This is a genomic window from Nitrosopumilus maritimus SCM1 (assembly GCF_000018465.1).
Classification (GTDB): domain Archaea; phylum Thermoproteota; class Nitrososphaeria; order Nitrososphaerales; family Nitrosopumilaceae; genus Nitrosopumilus; species Nitrosopumilus maritimus.
In genome coordinates, this window is record NC_010085.1 from 644,000 (window position 1) to 667,614 (window position 23,615).

General features: G+C 31.6%; 33 protein-coding genes and 1 tRNA gene. 21 read left to right on the forward strand and 13 right to left on the reverse strand.

What is annotated here, in order from left to right; genetic code table 11:
- Positions 1-12: 12 nt before the first annotated feature.
- Together NMAR_RS03770 and NMAR_RS03775 are read right to left on the reverse strand one after the other, a co-directional pair.
- The gene (locus NMAR_RS03770) at positions 13-813 is read right to left on the reverse strand and encodes a hypothetical protein (protein WP_012215087.1); all 801 of its coding nucleotides are present in this window, start codon (positions 811-813) and stop codon (positions 13-15) included.
- Complete coding sequence (locus NMAR_RS03775; RefSeq protein ID WP_148680081.1) at positions 806-1,627, reverse strand: TrmB family transcriptional regulator; 822 nt, start codon at positions 1,625-1,627, stop codon at positions 806-808. The genes NMAR_RS03770 and NMAR_RS03775 overlap by 8 nt, the downstream gene beginning before the upstream one ends.
- A 211-nt stretch (positions 1,628-1,838) precedes the next feature.
- Between NMAR_RS03775 and NMAR_RS03780 the strand changes: the two genes are divergently transcribed.
- The 9 genes from NMAR_RS03780 to NMAR_RS03815 all read left to right on the forward strand — a co-directional run bounded on the left by NMAR_RS03780 (position 1,839) and on the right by NMAR_RS03815 (position 5,730).
- Positions 1,839-2,849 (forward strand): matrixin family metalloprotease, encoded by a 1,011-nt coding sequence (locus tag NMAR_RS03780; protein ID WP_012215089.1) that lies wholly within the window; start codon positions 1,839-1,841, stop codon positions 2,847-2,849.
- On the forward strand, positions 2,846-3,496 hold the full coding sequence (locus NMAR_RS03785) for a response regulator (protein ID WP_012215090.1): 651 nt from the start codon (positions 2,846-2,848) through the stop codon (positions 3,494-3,496). The genes NMAR_RS03780 and NMAR_RS03785 overlap by 4 nt, the downstream gene beginning before the upstream one ends.
- A gap of 14 nt (positions 3,497-3,510) precedes the next feature.
- Complete coding sequence (locus NMAR_RS03790) at positions 3,511-3,774, forward strand: hypothetical protein (protein WP_148680298.1); 264 nt, start codon at positions 3,511-3,513, stop codon at positions 3,772-3,774.
- 40 nt (positions 3,775-3,814) lie between these two features.
- Positions 3,815-3,896 (forward strand) — tRNA-Ser (locus NMAR_RS03795).
- Between the two features lie 38 nt (positions 3,897-3,934).
- Positions 3,935-4,120: a hypothetical protein gene (locus NMAR_RS03800; protein WP_148680082.1), complete on the forward strand. Its 186-nt coding sequence runs from the start codon at positions 3,935-3,937 to the stop codon at positions 4,118-4,120.
- A gap of 38 nt (positions 4,121-4,158) precedes the next feature.
- Positions 4,159-4,806, forward strand: a complete 648-nt coding sequence (locus NMAR_RS03805; RefSeq protein WP_012215092.1) for a nitroreductase family protein — start codon at positions 4,159-4,161, stop codon at positions 4,804-4,806.
- A gap of 52 nt (positions 4,807-4,858) precedes the next feature.
- Complete coding sequence (locus NMAR_RS03810; RefSeq protein ID WP_012215093.1) at positions 4,859-5,092, forward strand: Lrp/AsnC ligand binding domain-containing protein; 234 nt, start codon at positions 4,859-4,861, stop codon at positions 5,090-5,092.
- A gap of 20 nt (positions 5,093-5,112) precedes the next feature.
- Positions 5,113-5,289, forward strand: a complete 177-nt coding sequence (locus NMAR_RS09695; RefSeq protein ID WP_187146564.1) for a hypothetical protein — start codon at positions 5,113-5,115, stop codon at positions 5,287-5,289.
- A 63-nt stretch (positions 5,290-5,352) separates the two neighbouring features.
- Entirely contained in the window at positions 5,353-5,730 is a 378-nt protein-coding gene (locus tag NMAR_RS03815) for a hypothetical protein (RefSeq protein WP_012215094.1), read from the forward strand.
- A gap of 153 nt (positions 5,731-5,883) precedes the next feature.
- Here NMAR_RS03815 and NMAR_RS03820 read toward each other — a convergent pair whose 3' ends face one another.
- Positions 5,884-6,216: a hypothetical protein gene (locus NMAR_RS03820; RefSeq protein ID WP_148680299.1), complete on the reverse strand. Its 333-nt coding sequence runs from the start codon at positions 6,214-6,216 to the stop codon at positions 5,884-5,886.
- A gap of 63 nt (positions 6,217-6,279) precedes the next feature.
- On the reverse strand, positions 6,280-6,741 hold the full coding sequence (locus NMAR_RS03825; RefSeq protein WP_012215096.1) for an SRPBCC family protein: 462 nt from the start codon (positions 6,739-6,741) through the stop codon (positions 6,280-6,282).
- 72 nt (positions 6,742-6,813) lie between these two features.
- Here NMAR_RS03825 and NMAR_RS03830 point away from each other — a divergent pair, with 72 nt between their 5' ends.
- The 4 genes from NMAR_RS03830 to NMAR_RS03845 all read left to right on the forward strand — a co-directional run bounded on the left by NMAR_RS03830 (position 6,814) and on the right by NMAR_RS03845 (position 9,242).
- Positions 6,814-8,094: a coiled-coil domain-containing protein gene (locus tag NMAR_RS03830; RefSeq protein WP_012215097.1), complete on the forward strand. Its 1,281-nt coding sequence runs from the start codon at positions 6,814-6,816 to the stop codon at positions 8,092-8,094.
- A gap of 31 nt (positions 8,095-8,125) precedes the next feature.
- Positions 8,126-8,527 (forward strand): Mov34/MPN/PAD-1 family protein, encoded by a 402-nt coding sequence (locus NMAR_RS03835; protein ID WP_012215098.1) that lies wholly within the window; start codon positions 8,126-8,128, stop codon positions 8,525-8,527.
- 71 nt (positions 8,528-8,598) lie between these two features.
- Positions 8,599-8,928, forward strand: coding sequence for a hypothetical protein (locus tag NMAR_RS03840; protein WP_238523199.1), 330 nt, complete (start codon positions 8,599-8,601; stop codon positions 8,926-8,928).
- Positions 8,929-8,930: 2 nt separating this feature from the next.
- On the forward strand, positions 8,931-9,242 hold the full coding sequence (locus NMAR_RS03845) for a hypothetical protein (protein ID WP_012215100.1): 312 nt from the start codon (positions 8,931-8,933) through the stop codon (positions 9,240-9,242).
- On the opposite strand, the gene NMAR_RS03850 is transcribed toward NMAR_RS03845, so the two are convergent.
- The gene (locus NMAR_RS03850) at positions 9,243-10,610 is read right to left on the reverse strand and encodes an ABC transporter permease (RefSeq protein ID WP_012215101.1); all 1,368 of its coding nucleotides are present in this window, start codon (positions 10,608-10,610) and stop codon (positions 9,243-9,245) included. It lies immediately after the preceding gene.
- Entirely contained in the window at positions 10,607-11,656 is a 1,050-nt protein-coding gene (locus NMAR_RS03855) for an ABC transporter permease (protein ID WP_012215102.1), read from the reverse strand. Before NMAR_RS03855 ends, NMAR_RS03850 begins: the two co-directional genes overlap by 4 nt.
- Before the next feature lie 203 nt (positions 11,657-11,859).
- On the opposite strand from NMAR_RS03855, the gene NMAR_RS03860 reads away from it, so the two are divergent.
- Positions 11,860-12,168, forward strand: a complete 309-nt coding sequence (locus NMAR_RS03860; protein ID WP_012215103.1) for a hypothetical protein — start codon at positions 11,860-11,862, stop codon at positions 12,166-12,168.
- Between the two features lie 18 nt (positions 12,169-12,186).
- Positions 12,187-12,429, forward strand: coding sequence for a hypothetical protein (locus NMAR_RS03865; protein ID WP_012215104.1), 243 nt, complete (start codon positions 12,187-12,189; stop codon positions 12,427-12,429).
- A gap of 1 nt (position 12,430) precedes the next feature.
- Here NMAR_RS03865 and NMAR_RS03870 read toward each other — a convergent pair whose 3' ends face one another.
- Positions 12,431-12,766: an arsenate reductase family protein gene (locus NMAR_RS03870; protein ID WP_148680084.1), complete on the reverse strand. Its 336-nt coding sequence runs from the start codon at positions 12,764-12,766 to the stop codon at positions 12,431-12,433.
- Between the two features lie 267 nt (positions 12,767-13,033).
- Positions 13,034-13,981, reverse strand: a complete 948-nt coding sequence (locus NMAR_RS03880; protein WP_012215106.1) for a peptidase associated/transthyretin-like domain-containing protein — start codon at positions 13,979-13,981, stop codon at positions 13,034-13,036.
- A 155-nt stretch (positions 13,982-14,136) separates the two neighbouring features.
- Between NMAR_RS03880 and NMAR_RS03885 the strand changes: the two genes are divergently transcribed.
- Positions 14,137-14,796, forward strand: coding sequence for a hypothetical protein (locus NMAR_RS03885; protein WP_012215107.1), 660 nt, complete (start codon positions 14,137-14,139; stop codon positions 14,794-14,796).
- A gap of 187 nt (positions 14,797-14,983) precedes the next feature.
- Here the strand turns inward: NMAR_RS03885 and NMAR_RS03890 are convergent, their stop codons facing one another.
- Positions 14,984-15,607 (reverse strand): PAC2 family protein, encoded by a 624-nt coding sequence (locus tag NMAR_RS03890; RefSeq protein ID WP_420835139.1) that lies wholly within the window; start codon positions 15,605-15,607, stop codon positions 14,984-14,986.
- A 306-nt stretch (positions 15,608-15,913) separates the two neighbouring features.
- Between NMAR_RS03890 and NMAR_RS03895 the strand changes: the two genes are divergently transcribed.
- Positions 15,914-17,638 (forward strand): DEAD/DEAH box helicase, encoded by a 1,725-nt coding sequence (locus NMAR_RS03895; protein WP_012215109.1) that lies wholly within the window; start codon positions 15,914-15,916, stop codon positions 17,636-17,638.
- Here NMAR_RS03895 and NMAR_RS03900 read toward each other — a convergent pair whose 3' ends face one another.
- Positions 17,639-18,253 carry a hypothetical protein gene (locus NMAR_RS03900; protein ID WP_012215110.1) on the reverse strand — a complete coding sequence of 205 codons (615 nt, stop codon included), beginning with the start codon at positions 18,251-18,253 and terminating at the stop codon, positions 17,639-17,641. It lies immediately after the preceding gene.
- A gap of 34 nt (positions 18,254-18,287) precedes the next feature.
- On the reverse strand, positions 18,288-18,851 hold the full coding sequence (locus NMAR_RS03905) for a hypothetical protein (RefSeq protein ID WP_012215111.1): 564 nt from the start codon (positions 18,849-18,851) through the stop codon (positions 18,288-18,290).
- A gap of 76 nt (positions 18,852-18,927) precedes the next feature.
- Here NMAR_RS03905 and NMAR_RS03910 point away from each other — a divergent pair, with 76 nt between their 5' ends.
- From NMAR_RS03910 to NMAR_RS03925, 4 genes are all read left to right on the forward strand, one after another.
- Positions 18,928-19,551 (forward strand): superoxide dismutase, encoded by a 624-nt coding sequence (locus tag NMAR_RS03910; protein WP_012215112.1) that lies wholly within the window; start codon positions 18,928-18,930, stop codon positions 19,549-19,551.
- 49 nt (positions 19,552-19,600) lie between these two features.
- Positions 19,601-20,899, forward strand: a complete 1,299-nt coding sequence (locus tag NMAR_RS03915) for a DUF7482 domain-containing protein (protein WP_012215113.1) — start codon at positions 19,601-19,603, stop codon at positions 20,897-20,899.
- 108 nt (positions 20,900-21,007) lie between these two features.
- On the forward strand, positions 21,008-21,382 hold the full coding sequence (locus NMAR_RS03920; RefSeq protein ID WP_012215114.1) for a hypothetical protein: 375 nt from the start codon (positions 21,008-21,010) through the stop codon (positions 21,380-21,382).
- A 53-nt stretch (positions 21,383-21,435) separates the two neighbouring features.
- The gene (locus tag NMAR_RS03925) at positions 21,436-21,687 is read left to right on the forward strand and encodes a hypothetical protein (RefSeq protein WP_012215115.1); all 252 of its coding nucleotides are present in this window, start codon (positions 21,436-21,438) and stop codon (positions 21,685-21,687) included.
- Positions 21,688-21,703: 16 nt separating this feature from the next.
- On the opposite strand, the gene NMAR_RS09700 is transcribed toward NMAR_RS03925, so the two are convergent.
- Together NMAR_RS09700 and NMAR_RS03930 are read right to left on the reverse strand one after the other, a co-directional pair.
- Positions 21,704-21,847: a DUF5679 domain-containing protein gene (locus NMAR_RS09700; protein ID WP_012215116.1), complete on the reverse strand. Its 144-nt coding sequence runs from the start codon at positions 21,845-21,847 to the stop codon at positions 21,704-21,706.
- A gap of 319 nt (positions 21,848-22,166) precedes the next feature.
- Positions 22,167-23,612 (reverse strand): FAD-binding oxidoreductase, encoded by a 1,446-nt coding sequence (locus tag NMAR_RS03930; RefSeq protein ID WP_012215117.1) that lies wholly within the window; start codon positions 23,610-23,612, stop codon positions 22,167-22,169.
- Positions 23,613-23,615: the final 3 nt, after the last annotated feature.

The window sequence follows — 23,615 nt, forward strand, 5'->3', positions numbered from 1 at the left end:
TTGATGTTAAGATTAGTTTTCTGGTATTATTTCACAGGATAACTGTAAGACGTCTTTATTTTGAGATGTTTGATCAGTAAAATTACAATCAATGCTCTTAAACTCTGCTAATTTTTCAACATCATCTTTTGAAATGTCTCCATTATGATATCCTTTGAGAACTTTAGTGAGATATTTCTTAAGTATTGTATTTTCTAGATCTTTTTCCATGACTCCTATGTCATATCCTGTCCTGATCTTTTTTTCATGCAAAATTCCTCCTAAACCTATTTCTTCATTTGACTCCATCACGACAGTGTTTATTTTTGGTTGTTCTTGACTTGACATTATTACATCAAATGGTGTTTGTTTTGCTAACATGCCGTATTCTGTACTAATACGCATCATATACTGTCCTGTTTTTTCATTATTGTTCAAAAAGTCACTTTTATCAAAATATTGAGTAAACTCTGCTTCGTATACATCATTTCCTCTATCTCTAAGTTGTAGTTCTGATTTGTTGACTTTGTCACCTGTTGGTGAAAATATCTCCAAATACACTAATCCCATTTGTGGTTGAAAACCCTCATACACCACATTTCCTCTAATGAATCCATTTGATGTATCTAGATCAATTGATTTACTCTCTAACAAAATTTTGATACTTTCTTTAGCATCCGTAATACCTCCAAATCCAATTACCTCGATATTTTGTGCTTGTTTTTGAGGCATATCTGTAGGTGCAGTCCCTGCTATTGCGAATCCGACAGAAACTATTGTAATTGCAATTGCAGCTATGATCCCAATTGTATCTTGTTTTTTCAAATTACTCATTTTTGAACTCCATTGATTTTTTCCACAACTCTTCAAAAAGTAATTTTTTTGAATAATTCATGGCACTTGAATTTGTCCACATAGCTGTTGATTCTTTTTTTGAATTGTTTTTCAAATAAAACAAGACTTCATTATCTTTTACGATGAAACATAGATTATTAGCAATTTGTTCTGGTAAAACTTTGATGTTGTCATTGTTTAGATTTTCATATACATAGTTTGTTTTTGTAGATGTTGTAAGTATCTTGAATTTTTTTAACTCATTAACGTTATCTAAGATATTTGTATGATAAAAATTAGCAAAGTCTTTTTCATTACCAATCATTAATACTTCTTCTTGTGTATTCATCATTTCATTAATTTTTGAATTAATTTGATTTTCGCCTTGAAGCATTTGGAATTTCTCTTCTACCTTTTCTTCATTAGTTCTAATTGGAATTGTTTCCCAAAGTTTAATCAAAGATGTTTTTTGATTCTCTAACTTTTTGATTTTTTGTTTCTCAGAGTTAATTATTTGTGTCATTGCATTTGTAATCTCTATTGCCGTAAATTTTACAGGATGTCCGAACATTGCAGACACAATTCCCTTGTTTTGTAATGTGGATAAAATATGATATGTTTCTGTTCTAGGAATTTTTAGTGCCTGATTAATCTCTGATGCTGTTTTGGTACCATATTTTCCTAGGAACATGTAGACTTTAGATTGATTTGCAGAAAGTCCAAATTTCTCTAATTCTATTTGGATCTTTTCAAAGGATTTTTCAATATTATCTAATGATAAATCCTGATTTTCTTCTACTATTACACTCTTCATGCCTGTGACCATATTCCCATTTCTGGGCATTACTTTGATTTATCCTCCATATGTGAATATTTTTTGATAAATTTGATCGCTATTGACATTATTTTGATAAATTACTAAATCCCTAGGCTCATACTTTGATATTTGATTCAATTATGCTTCTTTTTGTCTGTTCTAAAAATTACATACAACTGCTCTTAATTGATATGACATTACGAATTCCATGGTTGCAAACACCTTTGCAAAAAAGGACTATATCAATGCCCTAGATGAAATTGAAAATCAACAATTTCAATTACTTCAAAGAAAAGCCAAATTTTTACAAAATGAATTAACAAAAACTAGTTCACAAATTAATGACTTTGAAATTGATTCATTAAATGATTTAACACATGATTCTAGTTTTAAAAATAATAAAAAACATAATCAAAATTCTTTAAAACTTAATTTTGATACAAAAATAATTTCAATTAAACATCTCGTGCTTTTTGCATCATTCGTGTTTTTTTCAATTATGACTCCATTTTTGATTAATACATATTTTCTACACGATGATATTGTAGCTGATGCTGTTGTTCTTGAGTCTCCTATGAAAACAAAATTTTTAATTGAAAATTTACGTGGTGACACAATTGATACTGTAAAGTCTTGGAGAATATTAGATGGTGATGCATTAAATGTTAATCTAATTAATGGAGATATTTTAACATCTGAACAACACAATGCTGTATTAAAAGTCATTAATTCTACAGACTCTATACTAATAGACGATCATATTATTAATCGAGGTCCACCAGGCTCTGAATCTATATATTTTCTAGGTTGGGCTGGTGCAATGGAAGAAGCTGCAAAAACTGATACTGCCTACACAGTCCCTACAACTTTCAATATCTTTCAATCTGAAAATGGTGAAGGTCAAATCATAATTAATTTTTCAAATTTGATTGATACTGATGGTTTTACAGGATACACCAAATCTGTCATACAAGATGGTGAAATATTAAAATCATATATCACAATTTATGATGTTGATAACTTGGATGCATCTGAATTAGCAACAATTGTACGACATGAATTTGGACATGCTTTGGGACTAGGTCATTCTACCGATCCAGAAGACCTAATGGCTCCTACAATACTGACTGAATTTCCTTATATTTCAGAATGCAATGTAGATGCTATGCGGGTATTGTATAATGGGCACGAATCAGGAATGGCAGTGTGTAAAAAATGAGCATTCGTGCATTGGTTATAGATGATGAAAAAGAAACACTTGATCTATTTTCTGAACTTTTGACTACTCACAATATCCAGGTTGTTGGTAAGGGACATAATGGTCAAGAGGCACTATTTTTGTTTCAAAAATTAAAACCCGATGTTGTATATCTTGATGTCTCAATGCCTGTTTATGATGGATTGTATGCTTTGGAAAAAATTCGAGAAATTAATCCAAATGCAATAGTTTTCTTAATTGTTGAGAAAATGTCCTTAAAATCTGAAATGAAAATGAATCGATTGAATCCTTCTTTTGTATTTCGAGAACCTCTTGATGTTGATGAAATAATTCAAAATACTCATCGTTTTTGTTTGCCTCCAAAAGATGAATTAGAAAACATGCAAAAAACAATGATTACTTTGGCATTAAAAAATACATTACTTGAATTAGGTCATGATGAACTTGACAAAGTAATGTCAATCCTGAAAAAAGACTATAATTTAACATTAGATGACTGTTATGATAATCCAGAAGATCTAAAACATGTTTTACAAGATTTGTTTGGTGAATCGTATGATGACATCCTCCAATCCTTAAGATCTAACATGAAAGAAATTTCATCACACCATTCAACTAAAACCTTTATTTCAAATTTGCATGAATGATATGCTTGAATAAAATGTCAAAAATTGTTTTTCCTCCTCATCTAGAAGATAAAATATTTGAAATAAAATATGACTCTAACACTGTTTCTAAAATAACTTCTTATTTTCCTTTTTCAGACTCTGAAAAACAAGAGATTACTTCTATTGTTAATGTGGATTTCCTTGAATTTCATTCTATTTTTACTGACACTGTTTCTGATGAAGAATGGAATCGAACTAAAGACCAAATCAAAAAAAGATTTAATGATGAATTGTTTAACATTGATAAAAAATCCTAGTTCTGATTTGCTTTATTATGGAGAAAATTTTAGGTTAATTGCCGGAATAGCCAAGTGGTAAGGCGGCCGTCTCGAAAACGGCTACGCGCAAGCGTGCGGGAGTTCGAATCTCTCTTCCGGCGTATTCATAATTTTTATGGCTGATTCAAAGAATATCCTTATGACTAAAGAATTAGAGTCAAAGATTCAACAATCAGAAATTTCAACTGAAGAATTGATTTTACATTTTAGAGAAAAATGCAAAATCTGCGGTCACCATAGAATCATGCATGATGCAATAGGAAAATGTGAAGGTGTAATGAACAAACCTTGTACTTCTGGCTGTGACAAATTTGAAGCAGAATAATTTCAAATTCTTTAATACTTATTTTATCTAGTTCTTTTATGGCCCCTGACGTAAAAGAAGAAAAAATTTATCCGTTGGGCTATGAACCTGAAACAACTCCTGAATCAACTGATCCTAATGTAAGAAATCAATTGATTAACTTCATTTTAAAATCTGGACCAACTGAAGTTGTAGATACTGATTTGTTTGCAGTTATGGCAAAGAGGCGTTCAACAAGAAAATTTTTGGATAAACCTGTTGAAACTGCAAAAATAGATAAAATTATTGCAGCAGCTGATACTGCTCCAACTGCTGGAAACTATCAAGGCTTTGAAATTTTTTACGTAAAAAGTCCTGAAAAGAAAAAACAACTAATTGAAGCATGTAACAATCAACCTTATGTTAATGCACCTGTGGTGTTAGTTTTCTGTAAAAATCCTTCTAGAGTAAAATTTGATTTTCCTGAATATGTTTTAAAAAAATTTGCCATTCAAGATGCTACTTTGGCAGCTGGATATTCTCAATTAGCTGCACAGGCTTTAGGATTGAGTTCGATTTGGATTGGAATGTTTGATGAACAAAAGGTAATGGATGTAATTGGAACTGATTTGGTGCCTTCTTCTGTATTGTGTATTGGATATCCTAAACAAACTAAATTCCCAAAGCCAAGACGAAATCTCAAGGACTTGGTTCATGTAACGTGGTAAGCTTTACCTAAAATTATCCATCTTTAAATAGCGAGTACTATTTGTTAGATTCATGACTGATGCTTACGTTATGTTAAATTGTGAGTTAGGCGCAGAAACTGAAATTATTGAAAAACTCAAAGAACTTGAACAAGTCGTAGATGTCTTTGAAACTATTGGAACTCATGATATGCTAGTCAAATTACAAGCTGAGAATTTTGAAAAGATTAGAGAGATCGTTTCTTGGAATATTCAAAAATTAGACAAAGTTCGTTCTACTGCAACTCTCATAAAAAAAGATAATTAAGATTAACATAATCTTCTCATATGGTTGATGATAAAAACGAGATAGACAAACTCATCGATAATATGATTACTAGTGGGGATGAACTAGTTGATAATCTTAAAACAGTTTTGCCCAACTCACTTGCAGAATCTATGGTTATGTTTCATGAATCAAATGTTGAAAATTTGAAAAAAATCAAAGAATTTCTTAACAAATAGATTTCAATCTGATTAGTGTCATTACTACTATATCCTTTTTAATCATTAATCGAATTTAAAACCGTGCCAAGATCTAGAACAATTACTATTACTGTAAAGAAAAAAACAGGTGATGCATTTGATGCAATTTTACAATTACCTCCTAAAATGATGCCTGATGCAAAATTTCATGATGATGGTTGGTGGTCTTTTACTGGGCCTCATGGTAAATCTAAACTGAAATTTAATGAGAATAAACCTCTTGGAATTTTAGATCATCAATATGTTGATGAAGAATCTGTATGGGATGTTCCTATGAGAGTTGTTTCAAATGGAGATTATTCTGAAATTTTGATTACTCTGAATAAACCTGATGAATTAACTGATAAACAATTCAATAAAAGAGTAGAAGAAATTGGAGAACTAGTTAATAACATGAAACAAATCATCGAGTCTTCTTAACTGAGCCTAGATTACGTAGAAATCATTCCTTAAGCTTAAAAACAAATTTGGATATGATGTATTGATAAAAATGCCATATGAAGAAGTATATTTTCAAAGATTGGAAGAAGATGATCCTGAAGTATATGAAAAAATAAAATCTAAAAAAACTTACTAGTCTTGTTTTCCTTCTGAATCTTCATTTTGTGAACTACCAGGACCTACAACATCCTCAGGTTTTACTTTACTGTCCCAATCTCCCCTTGCACCTTTAACCAACGCAATAGCTCCTGCTCCAAGTAATCCTATCACTAGTGCAAAAAATACCGTTTGGTCCATTACCTTAAATGAACAATTAATCTCCTGAGGTGGTTTATCTTCAAAATACTCATAACATGTTCCAAATTCATTTTCCTCAAATGTTGCAGCTTGATACTGTTCACCAAATACGCCTAACACAATAAATCCTGCAAAAGTTAGACCTATTCCAATTAGGATAAACCTCATATCACTCATAATGTCTTTTTCTGATTCACAGTATTTACATTTTAACCCAAAAAACTGCTAGTGTTATTTTTCTAACAGTGTTTTTAGATTTTCAAGTGATGCTTCATAAAATGAACCCATAAACAATAAGAAGTCTGTAAATTGCTTTTCTGACATTTTTTTACTATTGATATATGATTGCCATGTTAATTCTACAAGATTTTTTGATTTTGGTTTAATTGATATTGTTGCCACATATGCCCTTAATGGTAAACCTTCAGTTGCTACATACGTAAAATATTCACCTGTCTTCCATGCTACCACATGTTCTTCTATTTGGTTTCCATCTGCAAATGTGATTAATCTTATTGCTCCTACGTCTTTTTTCTTTTTAGAAAGATAAACTGTTTTTTTTACATCGACTAACCATGTTGGCAGTCCTACAATATTGCTAACTTTTCTCCAAACTTTGTCTTTTGATGCTTTGATCTTTATTGTTTTTTTGACTGTGCCTGTATGAAATGATTTTTTTACAGATTTAACCATATGGCACCCACAATCTTGTGAGTTTTAAATTTTGTACAACCATTTTTAATCCCCTTTAACCAATATTATCAAATGGTCTTTGGATGGGGCAAAAAGAAACAAGAAGAAAAAGTTGTAGAAGAGATCCCTCAGTCAAAAGATGTCTCTCTTGATGATGTTGAGAAAATTGTAGATGATCTGAAAAAACTACGCGAATCCCAAACAGTATCTGAGGTAAAACATCTTCGAAATAGTACTGCTCCTCTAATTGAGGATTTAATCAAAATTGGAAACATGCTTGAAAAAGACACTCTGAATGTTGATGACATTGATAAACATCTTGCCGTTATTGTTGTTAGAGGAAAAAAACAGGTAATTGATGTAATTAAGAGAGGTGTTGTCTCTCTTCCAGATGTATCTTCAATTGAAAGTGCAAAGAAACTAGATAATTCTTTGAATCAAATTTTAAAAAAAGTGGGTGATGTTTTGGGACGTCAAACTAGAGTTATTCATATTTTTGCCAAAAAATATGCTAATCAATTAAAAGATAATTTGGAAGTTATGAATCAAAATCGTTCTAACATTCATGATGTTCTTCAAAATTTTGAAAACACGGAATCTACTTCTAGTGAAATTATTAATGCATTAAAAAAAATTGAAACTCTAAAATCTAAAAAAATAGAAAAAGATCAAAAAATTATCAACACAAATAATGAATTAGAATCCACAAAAGAACAACTTTCCTCTTTAGAAAAAAATATTGATGAGATTAAATCCTCTGATGAATATAAAAAATATCTTGAATCAAAAAAATCCCTTGAATTATTTGAAAATGAAAAAGCAAAAATCAAAAATGAAATCAACTCTCAGTTTACAAAGATTTCTAGACCTCTTGGTAGATATGAGTACACATCATCTTTAGAAAAAGATCAAAAAAACATCCTCACCAAATTAGTAGAAAATCCCTTTGATGTATTGACTTCTGAAAATAAAGATTCTATAATTGTGATCTTAGAAAATGTTCGAAAAAATGTCACATCTGGTTCTATATCTGTAAAAGATGTTGAAAAGACATTATCACAAATCACTGAAACTGTAGAAACCTTAGATGGATTCATTTCTCAAGTTTCAACATATTTTCAAAAACATCAAAAAATGTCTAATGATTTAGATTCTCTTCGATCTGAAAAATTAACCTCATTGGAATCTGAATTTGCTAAAACATCTGATTCGAAAAATGATTTAGAACTAAAGTCTGAAACGTTTCAAGGTGAGATTGATGAAATTGACACTAGCATACCCCAACTTGTTACTGAAATAGAGAAAAAATTGAGGTCATTTTCTAATACAAAATACACCGTTTTGATGTCCTAAAATTAAATTAGTTCAAAATCTAATATCATTCATGTTGTTCAAAAAGAAAAAATTTGAACGCAAAGTTATCCTTAACAAAGAAGTTCTTGATAGTATTCTCTCATATTGTCAAATGAAACATCCTAATGAAGGAATCTTAATTCTCAAAGGAAAATCAAAAAACGGTGAAATTAACATTGATGGACTAGTAATTCCTCCATTTAATTACACTGGACCTACATTTGCAGGATTTCCACACTCTTTCTTGCCTTTTGATATGAGCTATGTTGGAATTGTGCATTCACATCCAAGTGGCTCAGCAGAACCTTCTGTTACTGATTTGCATAATTTCTTTGGATTGGTTTCTTTAATTGTCAAATCTCCGTATTCTGATGAATCTGTCTTTGCTTGGGATAGTAGTGGCAATGCTATCCCCCTCTCAATAAAACAATAATTCAAAATTCTAGTGGAATTTCAAAAAAACTGACAAAACTTTATAACCTTTTTGGAGGTACTTTCTATGAATTGTTTAATTACAAAACATATTTGATTTTCTTATTTGCATCATTGGCTATCAGCATAGGATTGCAAATGGTATTGCCATTCCCATATGGATTGGGAGCTGCACTTGCAATCTTTATCGCATTTCCATTAATTTTGAGAAGACGATACATGAATCGTATGAGAGGTGGTTATGGCGGTAGTGACTCTGGTGCCGGAGGCGGTGGATTCTTTGGAATGGGTTCCCAAGGTGGCTCTGGTGGTGTACGTTATGTATGTCTTGTATGTAACAACAAACACAAAGGTGGCTCTTGTCCACGATGTGGCTCTAAAATGCAACGTGCTGACTTCTAAAAATGTCTCTTAATGAAATTAGTCAAAAGGTAATCTTCCATAATTCTGTTGATGTATGGATTTCTGCATGTGGTGAAAAAAACAAAGATTGGACAAATCCCGAAGATTACAAACAATTCATTGCACATTTGCTAAAAAACAATCTCAATCTTAAGGCATTCAATCTTTGTACTCATGAAGCAGGAGCTACTGAAGAAGAAAAAACAAAATTTACTGAAATCCTAGCTCAAACAAAAGAAACTGATCCAAATTCAAAAACTTACACAATCAAATTAAATGATTCAGCAATATCCACAATTCGAAGTTATTTCTAATCATCTTTTTAACTTTGGATTGACAATTGCATCAAGTGCATTTCCTATGAATACAAATGCAAGTCCTGCAATTGCAATCATTACTCCTGGAGGCATGATCCACCACCATAATCCTCTTGCAGCTGCTCCGAATGTATTTGCATCATGAAGTATATGTCCCCATGTTGGAAATGATGGGTCTCCTAATCCTAGAAAACTCAAACCTGCCTCCGTAGTTATTGCTGCTGGTACTGATATCGCAATGCTCGCAAATGCATATGGGAGTAACTGCGGTAAGATGTGTTTGAGTACAATTTTGGAATTTTTTTGCCCCATCATGTTTGCTGCATCCACATATCCTTTGGTCTTGATTTGTAAAGACATACTTCTTGCAACCTTTGCAATTCCTACCCATCCAAAAATCATCAAAAACCCTACTAGAACGAATATACTGTTACTAATCGTGACTGATAAAATTATCAAAAATGGAAGTGCCGGTAATGCATAGATTACATCATTGAATCTCATCATCACCTCGTCTGTTTTTTTACCTTTGAATCCTGCATACACCCCATACAATAATCCCATTATTACCGATGCAATGGATACCACTAAACCGATAAACAAAGCAAGTGGAGTTCCCCATAACAGTCCTATGGCAAGGTCTCGTCTTAATTCATCTGTCCCCATCATTCCAAATGCTTTTCCACCTATGATCAATTTTGATTCATGGCTTTTAATTTCAGAATTAATAGAATATGTGTCAACTGAAAAAATATAATTTCCTTTTAGCGGTTCATTTGTTTTGGTATTTGAAAATACAATATCTTCAGCTGATAGTCTTTCTAAATTGAAATCAAACAAGTCTGATTGCAATAACAAATTTTTCTTTATTGTTTCATCTGTTGAAAAAATTCTTTCACTATGAACTGTTTTAGTATGTGAATAAGGTAATGATGTGGATGATAATTCTAATTTTATTCCATCTGGTCTTGTGACTGACATTTGTAATAACACTGATTCAGAATACTCTGATGAAAAAACATAGATAAAATCATTTGGAAAAAATTCATAATCAAAATTTATTCCAAATTTATGGGATGATAACATAATCTCTCCTTCTGAATTTGTTTGAATGTGTGGATTTTCTAGAATTTTATGTTCAGGAATTTTTTCAGTCATGAAAATATTTATCCAAATTGGAACTGCAACTTTGGGATATGAAATCCAATTTCCTGGATTATTCCATTCTTGAAATGTTTCTACTGGAATTGCAATAATTGCAATAATTGATGTTGTTACGAGTATGCTCAAAATTGTAATCCCTGCAATTCCTATTTTGCTTTTAAGAAACTCTTGCTTGATTTCCTGAGGTGTTATACTGCTCATTGCCCTGTCCTCACTCTTGGATCAAAGTACCCATAAAGCAAATCTGCAATGAATATGCTAACTAGAAAGAACACTGTTAGAATGTACGTTGCACCAATTATTACTGGTAAATCCATTACTGTAATTGCTTCAAAGTACAATCTTCCCATTCCTGGCCAGTCAAATACTGCTTCTGTGATGATTGCCCCTCCTAACGAACCTGATAAACTTAAAGCTAAAATGGTGACGATTGGTGGTGCCGCATTTTTTAATGCATGAGTATAGATTATCTTTTTTCGTTTAATGCCGATTGTTTTTTTTGCCATGATGAAATCTTCTTGCATAATTCCTACCATGAAATTTCTTACCAAATATGCCCATGAACCAAAACCAATCATTACAATTGTGATAAGTGGCAATGCCATATGATACAACAATGATCCTATGTATCCTGGATCCGATGAAGGAATGTCTGGTGTCGCTCTTGCAGGAAATATCTGGTACGTGAAGGCAAATAAAAATATCATCAACATTCCTATCCACCAAACTGGAAAACTTGAACTGATAATCGCAAAACTTGATGTGATTCTATCTATAACTGAGCCTACCTTACTTGCTGATAATGCTCCTAAGAATATGCCAATTACTGAAATAATTATTGTGGCTGTTGTAAATAGGAGAATTGTTCTTGGTAGTTTTTCAAATATTATATCCTTTACATCAGATGATCCTGCATCACTAGTAAGAAAAGTAGCATGACCAAAATCTAACAATAAAATCTTGTACATTGTTAGTCCTATTCTTTGAGGTGAATACCACGGTTCATCTAGACCCATAACCTTCATTCTTTGATCAATTTGACTTTGAATGAATTTTTCAAATTCTTCCACAGATGAAAAACTCTCTGCGATTGCAGGATTTTCTGTGATTTCTGAACGAACTTGAAAAACCATTCCTTGTTTTAGTATGGTGTCCATGTTTGAACCAACTAATGAAATTGTGATTAGCAGTGTAATCATCAAAACTCCAAACATTGTTGCAGCCCTTGTTGCAACATATCTTTTCATACTCACTAATCACAAATATGAAAATCAGTTTATAATCATTTGAAAGTAACCGTAAAAGAATTTGACGAGAGTGAAACGAACTCTAGGCATAATCTGGGCAGAAAAGCAGGTCTCTCGTCATTATACTATCGTAAGAAAATTATTTAAGAATTTATGAAAATATTCTTCTAAAAAATTATAATTCTGTATCTTACTGGTAAAGTATGGTAAAGAATGGCAAAACCAATGCTAAAAATTTGTTTGATCCTGATGAATTAGTCTTAACAAAAACTGAAATCTTGGGATTTTGTGACCGTGTGATAAAAAAATGGAATCAAAATCCTTCAAAAAATGCTAAAAATATTCTAGCAATGAATGCTGTAAAAACTAGTGTCTTGTGGACTGATGATGAGTCCCTAAAAGCAATATGGTCTGAAATTATTGCGTGGACTTTTGAGCTTCTCTATGAGAATGCAATGGCACAAGACGAAGAATGGGCAAACATGTTAAAAAAATTAAAGAATAAAAAATGAGATATTCTCTGTATAGTTATGAGTGCAAACACTATTCGCAAAGCAAAAAAATTAGTTGAAGCAGGTGGTGTTGTTAAATTAGAGGATGATCTTTTTCAAGTAAAATCATCGTCTAATCCCGAACAATCATACATTGTAACATCTGATACTTGTGAATGTCCTGGATTCAAAAACTTCTACAAATTCCATCATGGAAAAGGACTTAAAGCAAATTGTTCTCATTTAGAAGCAATTAGAATATTCAAAAAAGAAAATTCTTGAATTATTTTATTTTGGATGCGTCTACTTTTCCAACATATGCTTTATTCTTCGATATTATTATTGGTCTTAAAATTAACCCTGGATATTGTACCATCAATTTGATTATTTGAGAATCTGTTTTTTTATTATTCTCTAAGTCGAGTTCTTTGTACATCTTGTCTCTCTTTCTCAATAATTCTGATGGTTTTTTTCCAGTCATTTTTACAATTTTTTTTAATTCTGATTCGGAAAATGGCTCTTTGAAGAAATCTCGTTTTTCAATATCTGTTTTCATCCTTTCAATTTCCGATATTGTTTTTTTACAAGTAATACAAGTGGGTTTATGATATATCTTCAATTCGTACTTTTTTCCTGAATACGGTTAAAAATTGTTTAGAAAAAATACATGCTGTTATGCACAGCAAATTGATTTTTTGAAGTCTTCTGAATTTCTTTCAAAACTGCATTCTTTACATACTTGCCAACTTCTTTTCTTCAAAAGCGAAAATGATGATTCATAGCAAACTGAATACATTTTTCCGCCACAACTAGGACAGGGTATTGGGATATCTATTTTCATAAGTGATTTAGGTGAATTTTGAATATAAGAAGCACGTAGAATTTATCAATCGTTCTTTTCTTCAGAACTTACTTCTTCTTCTTCAGAACTTACTTCTTCTTCTTCAGAACTTACTTCGGGATTCTCTAACTCTTTTAATTTTTGATCATTAAACTCTTCTAGTTTTTCTTTTGGAACTGACAGCATTTCAAGATATGCTTGCTGAGCTTCTTCATATGTTCCTCCATTTGCAATAATTTGTGCTTTTACAATTTGGGCTTCTTCAAAAATATTTTTTGTAAAGTTTAGCTGGCTAACTACCATATCGCGTATTTCCGAATTTAAATTACTTACATAATATTCATAGTTCAGTCCTTCAAAAACCCCATTACTGGGCTTATATTCGTCAATTGCTTCTTCTCTAAATGCCTCTGCAATACTTCTTTGTTCTTCTACATACAATTCTTCTTCATTTGGTTGTAATGCTTCTTTATTTTCTAAAATTAATTCTTGCAATAATCCGTGATAGTATTTGAAGAGCATTTGTCCTATTGGGTCTTTCTCAAAATCTTCTTCATTTGCACTAAGGTATTTTTTTGCCTCTTCTGTGTTTAATTTTTGTTGTAATAATGAAACGGCTGACGCATCACCTTTAACTTGAACTTGAGTGGTTTCTAATCCTGTCATTCCATACCAATTTGCAATTACATTAATTGTATACGTTCCTGGAACTCTTTCAAAGTTTTCAAACTCTGCCCTGAAAACTCCCCACGGATCAGTAAATGTTTTTGTTGTTTCAGAACCTGTTCTAACTAGTACTTCTGCACCTCGAATTGGTTTGTATGCATGGTCTACAACTTTGCCCGAAACGACTAATGTTTCGCCTGATACTATTGCCCCTTTTTCTACATGGAGGTCTATAACGAAATCTAGTAATTCCGCCTCAGATGTTTGAATTGTGGAAAATATCATTAAAACTGAGAATATTCCTACTATTCCTGCTTTTTTGTACACTTGAAGTTGTGTTGATTTTTGTTGTTAAGACAAAGTATGAAGAAAAATTCGCTAATTTTCAATTTTATTTGATTAATTTTGACATTTTTCATGCTTGAAACGATTATTTGATTGCAGATTATTCTTAAACCCCCAAAATCATCTTATCTTAAATCATGGATTTAGAAAAATTTCGGAACGATGTGTATGATATGACTGAAAAATTATCTGTAAATTTGAAAGAAAAAGACTTTCCAAAACTAAACTATGTACGACAACAATTAATTGAAATGTATCAGAAAAACTTGGTAAAAATTAACCATTCTATTTTGGAGTTAATTTGTGCAAGTAATTTAATTTCTAGAGGATACGCTGTAGATGTTGAAAAAGAAATTTCTGAAATTTTAGTTTGTGATATTTTTGCCAAAAAAGGCGGTGGTAATACCATTATAGAAATTGAAACAGGCTTTACTCCTCCTGAACATGCAATGGATACTATAGATTACTTTACTGCAAGAATAATGAGCAAAATTGCAAGGTATAGTCAACATTGTTCTAAATTTTCCTTGGCCAGTCCTGCAACTGGAATTTTACCCATCCCGAAAATTTTCTTACTTCCTCCTAATGCTAGAAAGAAAGAAGATGTTCAAAAAGTCAAAGATCTCTGTGACAAATATTACAAAAACCCTCCAATAGAATATGATGATATCTTGAATGCCCATCTACACTCTGTTTATTTGATTAACATTGATGGTGGATTTGTAAAAGAATTAGATCCACAAGGGTATGTTGATTTAACAAACGATCTATTGAGTCGAAGTGAAATAGAATACTAGGTACAAATCTACGAAAAAATTCAAATTCATCTATGAAATATCTATAATAAGATGATCTGTGCTGCTTGTGAAACTAGGAAACATTTTGAATGCATTGATTGTATGAATAATCATAAAACCTATCTATGTTCATGTGATTGCCATGATGAAAATACTGAACCTCACCCAATAGGAAAATCCCATTAAATTAACTCTTGAATTTTCTTTCAATTTCTTGAGCCATAACTTCTAGTTTACTTGTATCTCCAAACTTTCTGTATGTCAGTTTTTCAAGAGTCTTAATTATGCTAATTGCTGCCCGATACTGAGGTATTTCAGGCTCATTTAATTCTCCATACATGCCAATTCCGTGAATTTCGTTCTTTTTTGCAAATCCCAAAATTAATCCATTAAAACCTGTAATGATTGATTTTTGTGGAGTCATATCTACTCCTAATCCCTCCATCTGTTTAGTCAACTCTCTAGATGTTGTAGTGATGTATGTTTTTGGATTATTTTTGTATGGTCTATTTGTATGAAATCCTCCAAGTGTATAGATGAATTTTGTAGAATATTTTTTTGCAACATCAATAACATCTTGACACAATGCATTTAATTCCGCAGTACTTTGTGGTTGTCCTTTTCCTCCACCAAAAATAATTAAATCGTCAGTGTATCTATATTCCCAACTTTCATCTGGAAGATCAATATATCCACCTCTATCTACAACATATGTTGGAAACGGAGTTGTAGAAATTCTAAATGTTTTAGTTCTTAATGATTCATTGATAAAATTAATGACAATACTTCCAACATTTCCCATGTCTTGCATTGCTGCAATGATGATGGGTTTTTCAACATCTGGTTCTTGGTCTTGTCTGAAATCCACACTTCGTTACAAATTTCATCAACTTTAAACATATGCTGATTTTATGTCTAAATTTTTTCAACTTTGTATGCAACACTAATGTTTTCTCAAATTTTTAATGTCTAATTTTGAGCCTAATCGAAAAACATGATTTTTCCAATAGGTAAAAACATTATCATATTTTAACTCTTGGAGATCTTTGTTTCTTTTTTTAATGATCGAGAAAAACATGAAGATTCATAAGGCAAAAAAACATTCTATCGACAAATTATGGAAACATCCATGGAAAACATCGGAACATTGGAGTATGTTCTTGACAAATACTCAAAAATCTGGTGCTGGAAGATAACTGGTGAGCGTGCTGTAAGCATGATCTCTAGATTGGTGCCTGAGGCTTGGTATGGGGAAAATGTCAACGAAGTGATTATTCCTGATAGTACTGAAAGTGTAAAACAAATCAAACTGATCCTTGATAGGTATCCTCTTGATATTTTATCAAAAACCACTTGGCAAAGAAAAATCGTCAAAACCTATGCTCCCAAACCTACTTTGCCTCCAGTAAAACACAAACTAAAACGAGCAAAAACAGGAGACCAATTTAGAGGAAAATTACTAAACTTCCAAAAAGAAGGTTTAGATTTCTTAATGAAATCCTCTGGTAATGCATTATTAGCTGATGAAATGGGTCTTGGAAAAACAGTACAAACATTATCTTATGTTGCAACTGAGAAACAAACATTTCCCGTTTTAGTTGTTGCACCATTAGTTACATTAAACAATTGGGAACGAGAAATTGAAAAATTTCTTAAGAAAAAAAGCCGAAATGGAAGATTACTTGAATCTGAATCTCCTACTGTTACCTTAATTAGAACTGGAAAGAAAAAAAAACTTCCTAAAACTGACATTTATGTAATAAATTATGAATTACTTTTCAAAAGATATGATGATTTGGCAAAAGTTGGAATCAAAACTGTTGTATGTGATGAAGTCCATAATTTAAGATCTAAAACAACTCAAAAATACAAATCAATAAAAAAATTAGCTGCATTACCATCAGTGTCTTATCGAATTGGACTTTCCGGAACCCCTATCTACAACCGTGGTTCTGAAATTTGGCCAATCATTGATATTTTGAAACCTGGACTCCTTGGAAGTTTCAAAGAATTTTGTGAATACTTTTGTTATGTAAATGAAAAGGGTAAGGCAATTGTATTGGAAAATAAACGTGCATCACTTAGAAACGAACTCCAAAAACATGTTATGCTTAGACGCAAAAAATCTGATGTGCTAAAAGAACTCAAAGATAAAGTACGCTACAAGGAAGTCATTGCAGCAGACACTGATTACTATGTTGAAGAATTAGACAAAATTTGGAAACGCTTAGAAGAAGAGCAAAAAGAGGCTGAATCCGAATTTTCAAAATCAGCTTCATATCATAGAGCAATACAGAGTGAAAGACAAATTGCAGGCTTGGCAAAACTACCTCATGTTATCAATTTTGTAAAAAATATCATGGAAATTGAGGAAAGTGTTGTAGTTTTTTGTCATCATAAAGTAATTCACAAATTACTCCATGAGAGTCTTCAAGAATTCTCACCTGTATCGATAATTGGAGGCCAATCTGATACCCTGAGACAAGATCAGATAGATAAATTCCAAAAAGGCGAATCAAAATTAATGATTGCAGGAATTCGTGCAGGAAATGTAGGAATTAATTTAACTCGAGCAAAATATGTTATTTTTGCAGAACTTGATTGGAGTCCTGCAATCCACAGACAAGCTGAAGATCGTTTGCATAGAATTGGACAACAGAATACTGTATTTGCATATTATTTGATTGGTAATGGCACACTTGATGATCATGTTGCAAATGTTTTGGTAGACAAGAGTTATGAAATCGATGAAATTATGGATGAAAGTGTTGAAACCTTTGAAAATAAAGACAAAGCACAACTTATTCTTGCACAAATTCAAGACAAAATACGTTCAAAATAACTAGACATTTAATTTTGTTTTGAGTTTTGATAATTTTTCAATAATGTTTGTCTTCTTTTCTAGTTCAATTTGAGAATCTTGTATTTCTTTTACTACATCATCTATTAAACTAAGAATTTCAATTTCAGGTTTTATTTCACCAAATTTTATTTTATCAAATCCATCTGTTTCTGTTTTATCAATTTCTTCTACTCCTTCAGGTAATATCTCATATACTTTGATAATTTTTTCATCTTGTCTTTGAGGTGACATGAGAACAAATTGGTTTTGTCTCAATTTTTCTATCTCTTGCAAAATCTCTGTTTCTGACACTTGTAAAATATCAATAATTTGATCAATATTGCATGATTTTATCTGAAGCAGTCGTAATATTTTGGCCCAAACTGGAATTTTCTCTCCCCATAGAATTTCTCTTGCAACCGGAGTAATTGAAAACGAACCATTACTGTTAAGTGAAATAAATTTTCTATCTTTTAATGACCCTAGCGTATCTAGAATCTTTCCAACCCCCAATCTCTTTAATTCTGAATTTTCTAGATTTGTTTCATCAAATGTTCCATTTTCTTTAACTGCTAAATGTAAAACTTCTAAATCAATTGTTCCTAATTTCCTCATGTTTTTTTTGATCTTTCAAGTCTTATCATCTTTTCTACCCTAAAATCTTGTGTTGAATTTGTTGTAGTATAATTTTTACACTTTTAAGATTTGAATAATTGGTTTTGAGCCACTCTTGATAATCATTAATTGAACCTATTTTAAAATTTGAATCATTAATCTGATTTGCAACAAACCATAATTCTCTGTATGCAAAAATAATTTTTCCGATAAGTAATTCTTCCTTATTGAGAAATACTTGCATTATTTCATCTGATTCCTTTCCATATTGATTTTCTTTTGGAATGATTTTGTCAAATTCTGTTTTTAATTCATGAAACCTTTCAAATATCTGATTACTGTTTTTTCTCATCGTCCTTATTTTTTCATCATAATTTCTCAAAAATTCTTTTGCCCAATTTTCAGATTCATCTTTTTCTGAAAAATCAATTTTTGTAGTTTTGTCTATTTCGTTAATTACTTCTGAAATAACTTCTAAATGCCACTTGAAGAATTCTTCTAATCTTTCTTTTTGTTTTATTTGATTTGACATCCGTTCAAAAAACAAAATTACATTTTCTTCATTTGAAAAAATTTCTGTAATTACTGGATGAACCATATTTTGAACAATATAATTTTGGATAAAAACTTGATTCTTTCTTGAAGATTATATGTGGATTATAGTGATCTGTTTTATGGTTCAATACGAACTTCCAAGATTGCCTTATGGATATGATGAATTGGAACCTTACATTGATACTGAAACAATGAAAATTCACCATCAAAAACACCATCAGTCGTATGTTGATGGACTAAACAAATCTCTTATAGAAATTGGATCTGCATCTCACCCTCAATACATCACATCAATATTGTCTGATCTAAAAGCCATACCTGAGTCTGGTAGAAACAAAATCAATTTCTTTGGTGGAGGCTTTGAAAATCACAGATTATTTTGGGAAATAATGACTCCTAATGGTGATGGTTCCCCTGGTGGAAAGATTGAGGATGCAATTGATGTTTATTTTGATAGTTTTGATAACTTTAAAGAGATTTTTTCTAACACTGCAATTGGAATTCAGGGTAGTGGATGGTGTTGGTTGGTTTTTAATTCAACATACAGCAAAATAGAAATTCTTTCTACTGAAAATCAAACCAGTCCTTGGACATTACAAAAAATACCTTTACTGGGATTGGATGTTTGGGAACATGCTTACTATCTAAAATATCAAAATCGTAGACCTGATTATGTTAAAGAATGGTGGAATATTGTTAATTGGGATTATGTTGAAAATCGTTTTTCAGAACTTGTAGGTTGATTTATGATTTGGACAAATTCTTTTAAACAAAAATTCAATTTTTCATTCAATGAACAAGAGTCTAAGATACATTGCATTACTTGCAATTTTACCCTTGTTGACAACAGGTTTGGGAACTGACTATTTCTCAGATGCCGATGCTAAAAAAAGCAAAGGTACTGCAACCTCTCAATATGGTTCTAGTACTGGTATTTGTGGGCTAGATCTATGTTCTAACTATCCTGGCGGCAGAGCTGGCTGGGAAGCAGATCAAGACAGTGCAACCACACCTGTAGCTCCAGTTGAAAAAGAAAAGATGGATGTCATGGAAAAAACCCATGAAGAAAAACACATGGAAGAAACCATGATGGAAGAATCCGAAGATTTAACTGAAGCAGACTTGGGCTCTGTACTTAGATTATCAAGAGCAAATGTTCCAGCTACAATTCCAATGCATCAAGGTTTCTATGATGGTGGAGATGTTTACTACATCATTACTGATTCAAGTGACCCTACTCATGCAGACTTGATTACAGAAAACCAAGGATGGAAAGTGGAACTTGCACCACTGTTAAAGAATGCTCCTGACACTGCACTTTCAAAAACCTACATGTTTACCAACGGAATAGAAGGTGATGGTGTACATGGTTTCCAAGGAGAAGTATTCACTAGCACTCCTGCACAACCAGATGTATACAGTGCACTAACTTCTCACGTACATGTAACGTGGAATGAAAACAAAACACCTAGAGTATTAACTTCTGATGCCATGGTAATGGAAGCTGCAGATAATGGTGAAATCACATTAACATCTGTTGATGTAGTTTTGAATATGCCTCAAATTGTTTGGCCTGATGGACAGATGATGGTAAAGGAAGACAAAACTTTGACTGATGAAACACCATATGGTGGCGGACAAGTTCTTGATATTGATACAGAAGAGATGAATGTAACTTTCATAGCTCATCGTGGATGGGGTCCTGATGGTAGAACAATCTATTACATTGTAACAGATGCTACTCCTAGTGGCCCTGCAGGAATGATGGGTGTTGTTAGTTCTCCAACATCTGCAAGTTTGATTGCAAATTCAGCAGCAGTTGATCTATTTCAATTCAAAAATGGTTTGACTAGTACTGGTCCGTTAGGATTCCAACCTGGAATTGCTGCCGGAGCTCCCGGTGATGAAAATTATTCTCCTATGTGGAGAATTTTCATGACAAGTTGGGCTAATCCAGAAAATGCACAATTGTTAGAAACCATTGATGACTTGAATGCATACAGAGAAGCTGGCTTGATCGATATTGGTATTGCACGTCCTATGGATAGTGATCATATTGTCAACTGTCCATTCATTGACCCATTCCAATAAGATCCTCTTTTTTATTTTTTAACATCTGTTCAATTTACATTAAAAATTCTAACAAATTTTCAGAGAATTGACTACACTGTTTATCTTGAATTATGTGAATAACCTTGTATGAGTATTGCAGGAATGTACATGCTAAATGTACCTGAATATCAAGAAGAAAAAATCAAACAAGCTTTAGACATGTTATACATTGATAGAAAAAACGAATTTAGAGAATTGTCTCAAGTACTGTTAACTGAAAAAGCTCTTAAGGCAATGCCTAATTGGAAAGAATTTGTTTTGAACTTTAGTCTGGATGTTGAGGAAGCATTCAAGACATGGTCTGGACAAAATCCATTATTGTCTAGCTCTCCTCAAAAAGCGTTAACCATTCTAAGACAACTTGGACATGATAAGACATCCATGAATCAACTTGTTCATTTACTTAACCTGTCGTACAGCATGTCCTTAGAATTCAAAGAGATTTACAGACGTCTCAAATAATCTCCTTTTTTATTCCTAAAACCTTATTTTGATCAATCATTTCATGCTTCTATATGGATTTCATGCTTGAAGAGGAATTGATCGATTTAATGACATTCTGTTTACAAAATTCTGACTCTCCTGAAGTTTCTGAAAAACATAAACGAATTTCTGAGATTGGACGTGAATTGTATGATGATGGTGGTGTTGATGCATTGGAAAACTTCTTTTTTGTATTAAAAAACAGAATTACTGAAGAAATAGAAAAAGATCCATCCCCTATGCGTTCGCTATGGAATGGCATTACTGACGAATGGCAGTATTAAATTCCTAATTAGAAATTTATCCTCTACCGATTCTGAAAATGGCTGTACTACATGTTGGGCATGTGCCTTTGATTGCAGGTTTACCATTTTTCATTGTGTATGGTTTAGCGCCACCGATTTCTCGTTTGTCTCGGCACTTTACGCAATATCCTATTGTCATATGCTCACTAGGCTCGAGGTTCTATTAGCAAGAACTTGTTGAACTTTTTTCACAATTAGGCAAACCTCCGATCTTAATTATTGTGTTTTAGAACCATTTTTTTCGTATTGGATGTTTTTTCGATTAAATTATGAACAAATCATACGTATTTTTTAAATAATTATTGTTTTTGCTCTAGTTTTTATTTTTATTTTTGATCAGTAATTTCAAATTTGATCAGTTTGTAATGTTTTAGTTTTAATCAAAACAATGTTTTGTTAACATTTCAAATCATGTTTGACCATTAATTTTGTAATGTTGTCTGAATTGTTTAACATAATTACAATTTTTCAAAATTTTTGATTATTGTACTTTTTTCACTAATTATTTTTCCTGGATTTAATACGTTGTTTGGGTCAAATTGGTTTTTTATTTTTTGAAATGTCTCAAAGTTAATTTTTCCATATTGTTTTTTGATAAATTCTGAACGTGCTAAACCATCTCCATGTTCTGCAGTTATCGTCCCTCCAATATTGATAATTTCATCAAAGTATTGTTTTGCAATATTTTTAATTTGTGTTATTTTCTTTCTTTTCCCAATTAATCTTACATGAAGATTCCCATTTCCAATATGGCCATAGATTACTGATTTTGTTTTGAATTTTTTATTGATCTTATCTAGTATGTCGAATAATTCTGGTAACTTTTCTATTGGTACTGCTGCATCTTCAATTACGTGGGGGATTCTATTTTCTTTTTTTATGTTTTTGAGGCTATAATATAACGATGAATCTCTATATTTCCACCATTGGAAGATGTCTTGTTTTTTTGTCAGTTTTTTTATAATATTTCCTGAAATTATCATTTTGAATTTTTTCATATTTTGACTAATTTTTTCATCATATTCTACAAAAAGTAAACATTTTGTATTTTTATGAAATTTATGATTAATTTGTTGTAATGTTATTTTATCAACAAATTCCATAGCAGATGGATTTGTTTTGTTTATTGTCAAGCAATCATTTATTGCATTTTTAATTGAGTTATACTCTACAACAAAAAGAATTCTTTTTTTTGGTATATTTTTTATTTTTAATTTTGCTGATATTATAATTCCTAATGTTCCTTCAGAACCAACAATGATTTTGTGACTATCTTTATTTGAAATAATTTTATCTATTCTGTATCCTGAAGAATTTTTAGATACTTTTGGAATTTTCTTTTCATCAATTTTTATTTTCTTTTGAATTTTATTGGATAATTTTTCATCTTTTGGGAGAACAATTTTTTTTTCATTGCCATCAATAATTGTTACTTCTAATACATTGTCAATCATACTTCCATACTTTAAACTTCTACTTCCACTGGAATTATTTCCTAACATTCCTCCAATTGAACAAAATGATCCTACTGAAGGATTTGGTGGAAAAAATTTTCTATATCTCTCTAATTTTTCATCTAATTTTCCTTTTACTACCCCTGTTCCAACTATTGCATAATTTTTCTTTATTTTGATTGAATCAAAATTTTTCATATCTAAAATGATTCCATTATTTAACGCACTTCCAACTAAACCTGTACCTGCACCACGTACAGTCACATTGGTTTTGTATTTTTTTGCAATTTTTATTGTGTTTATTACATCCTTTTCATTTTTTGGAATAACTATTGTTTTTGGAAATATTTGATACGAACTAGCATCCACAGAATAAAATTTCCTAAATTCTGTTTCTGAATGAACTTTTCCCCTGATGATTTTTTTTAGTTGTGTTTCTACTGAATTCATTTG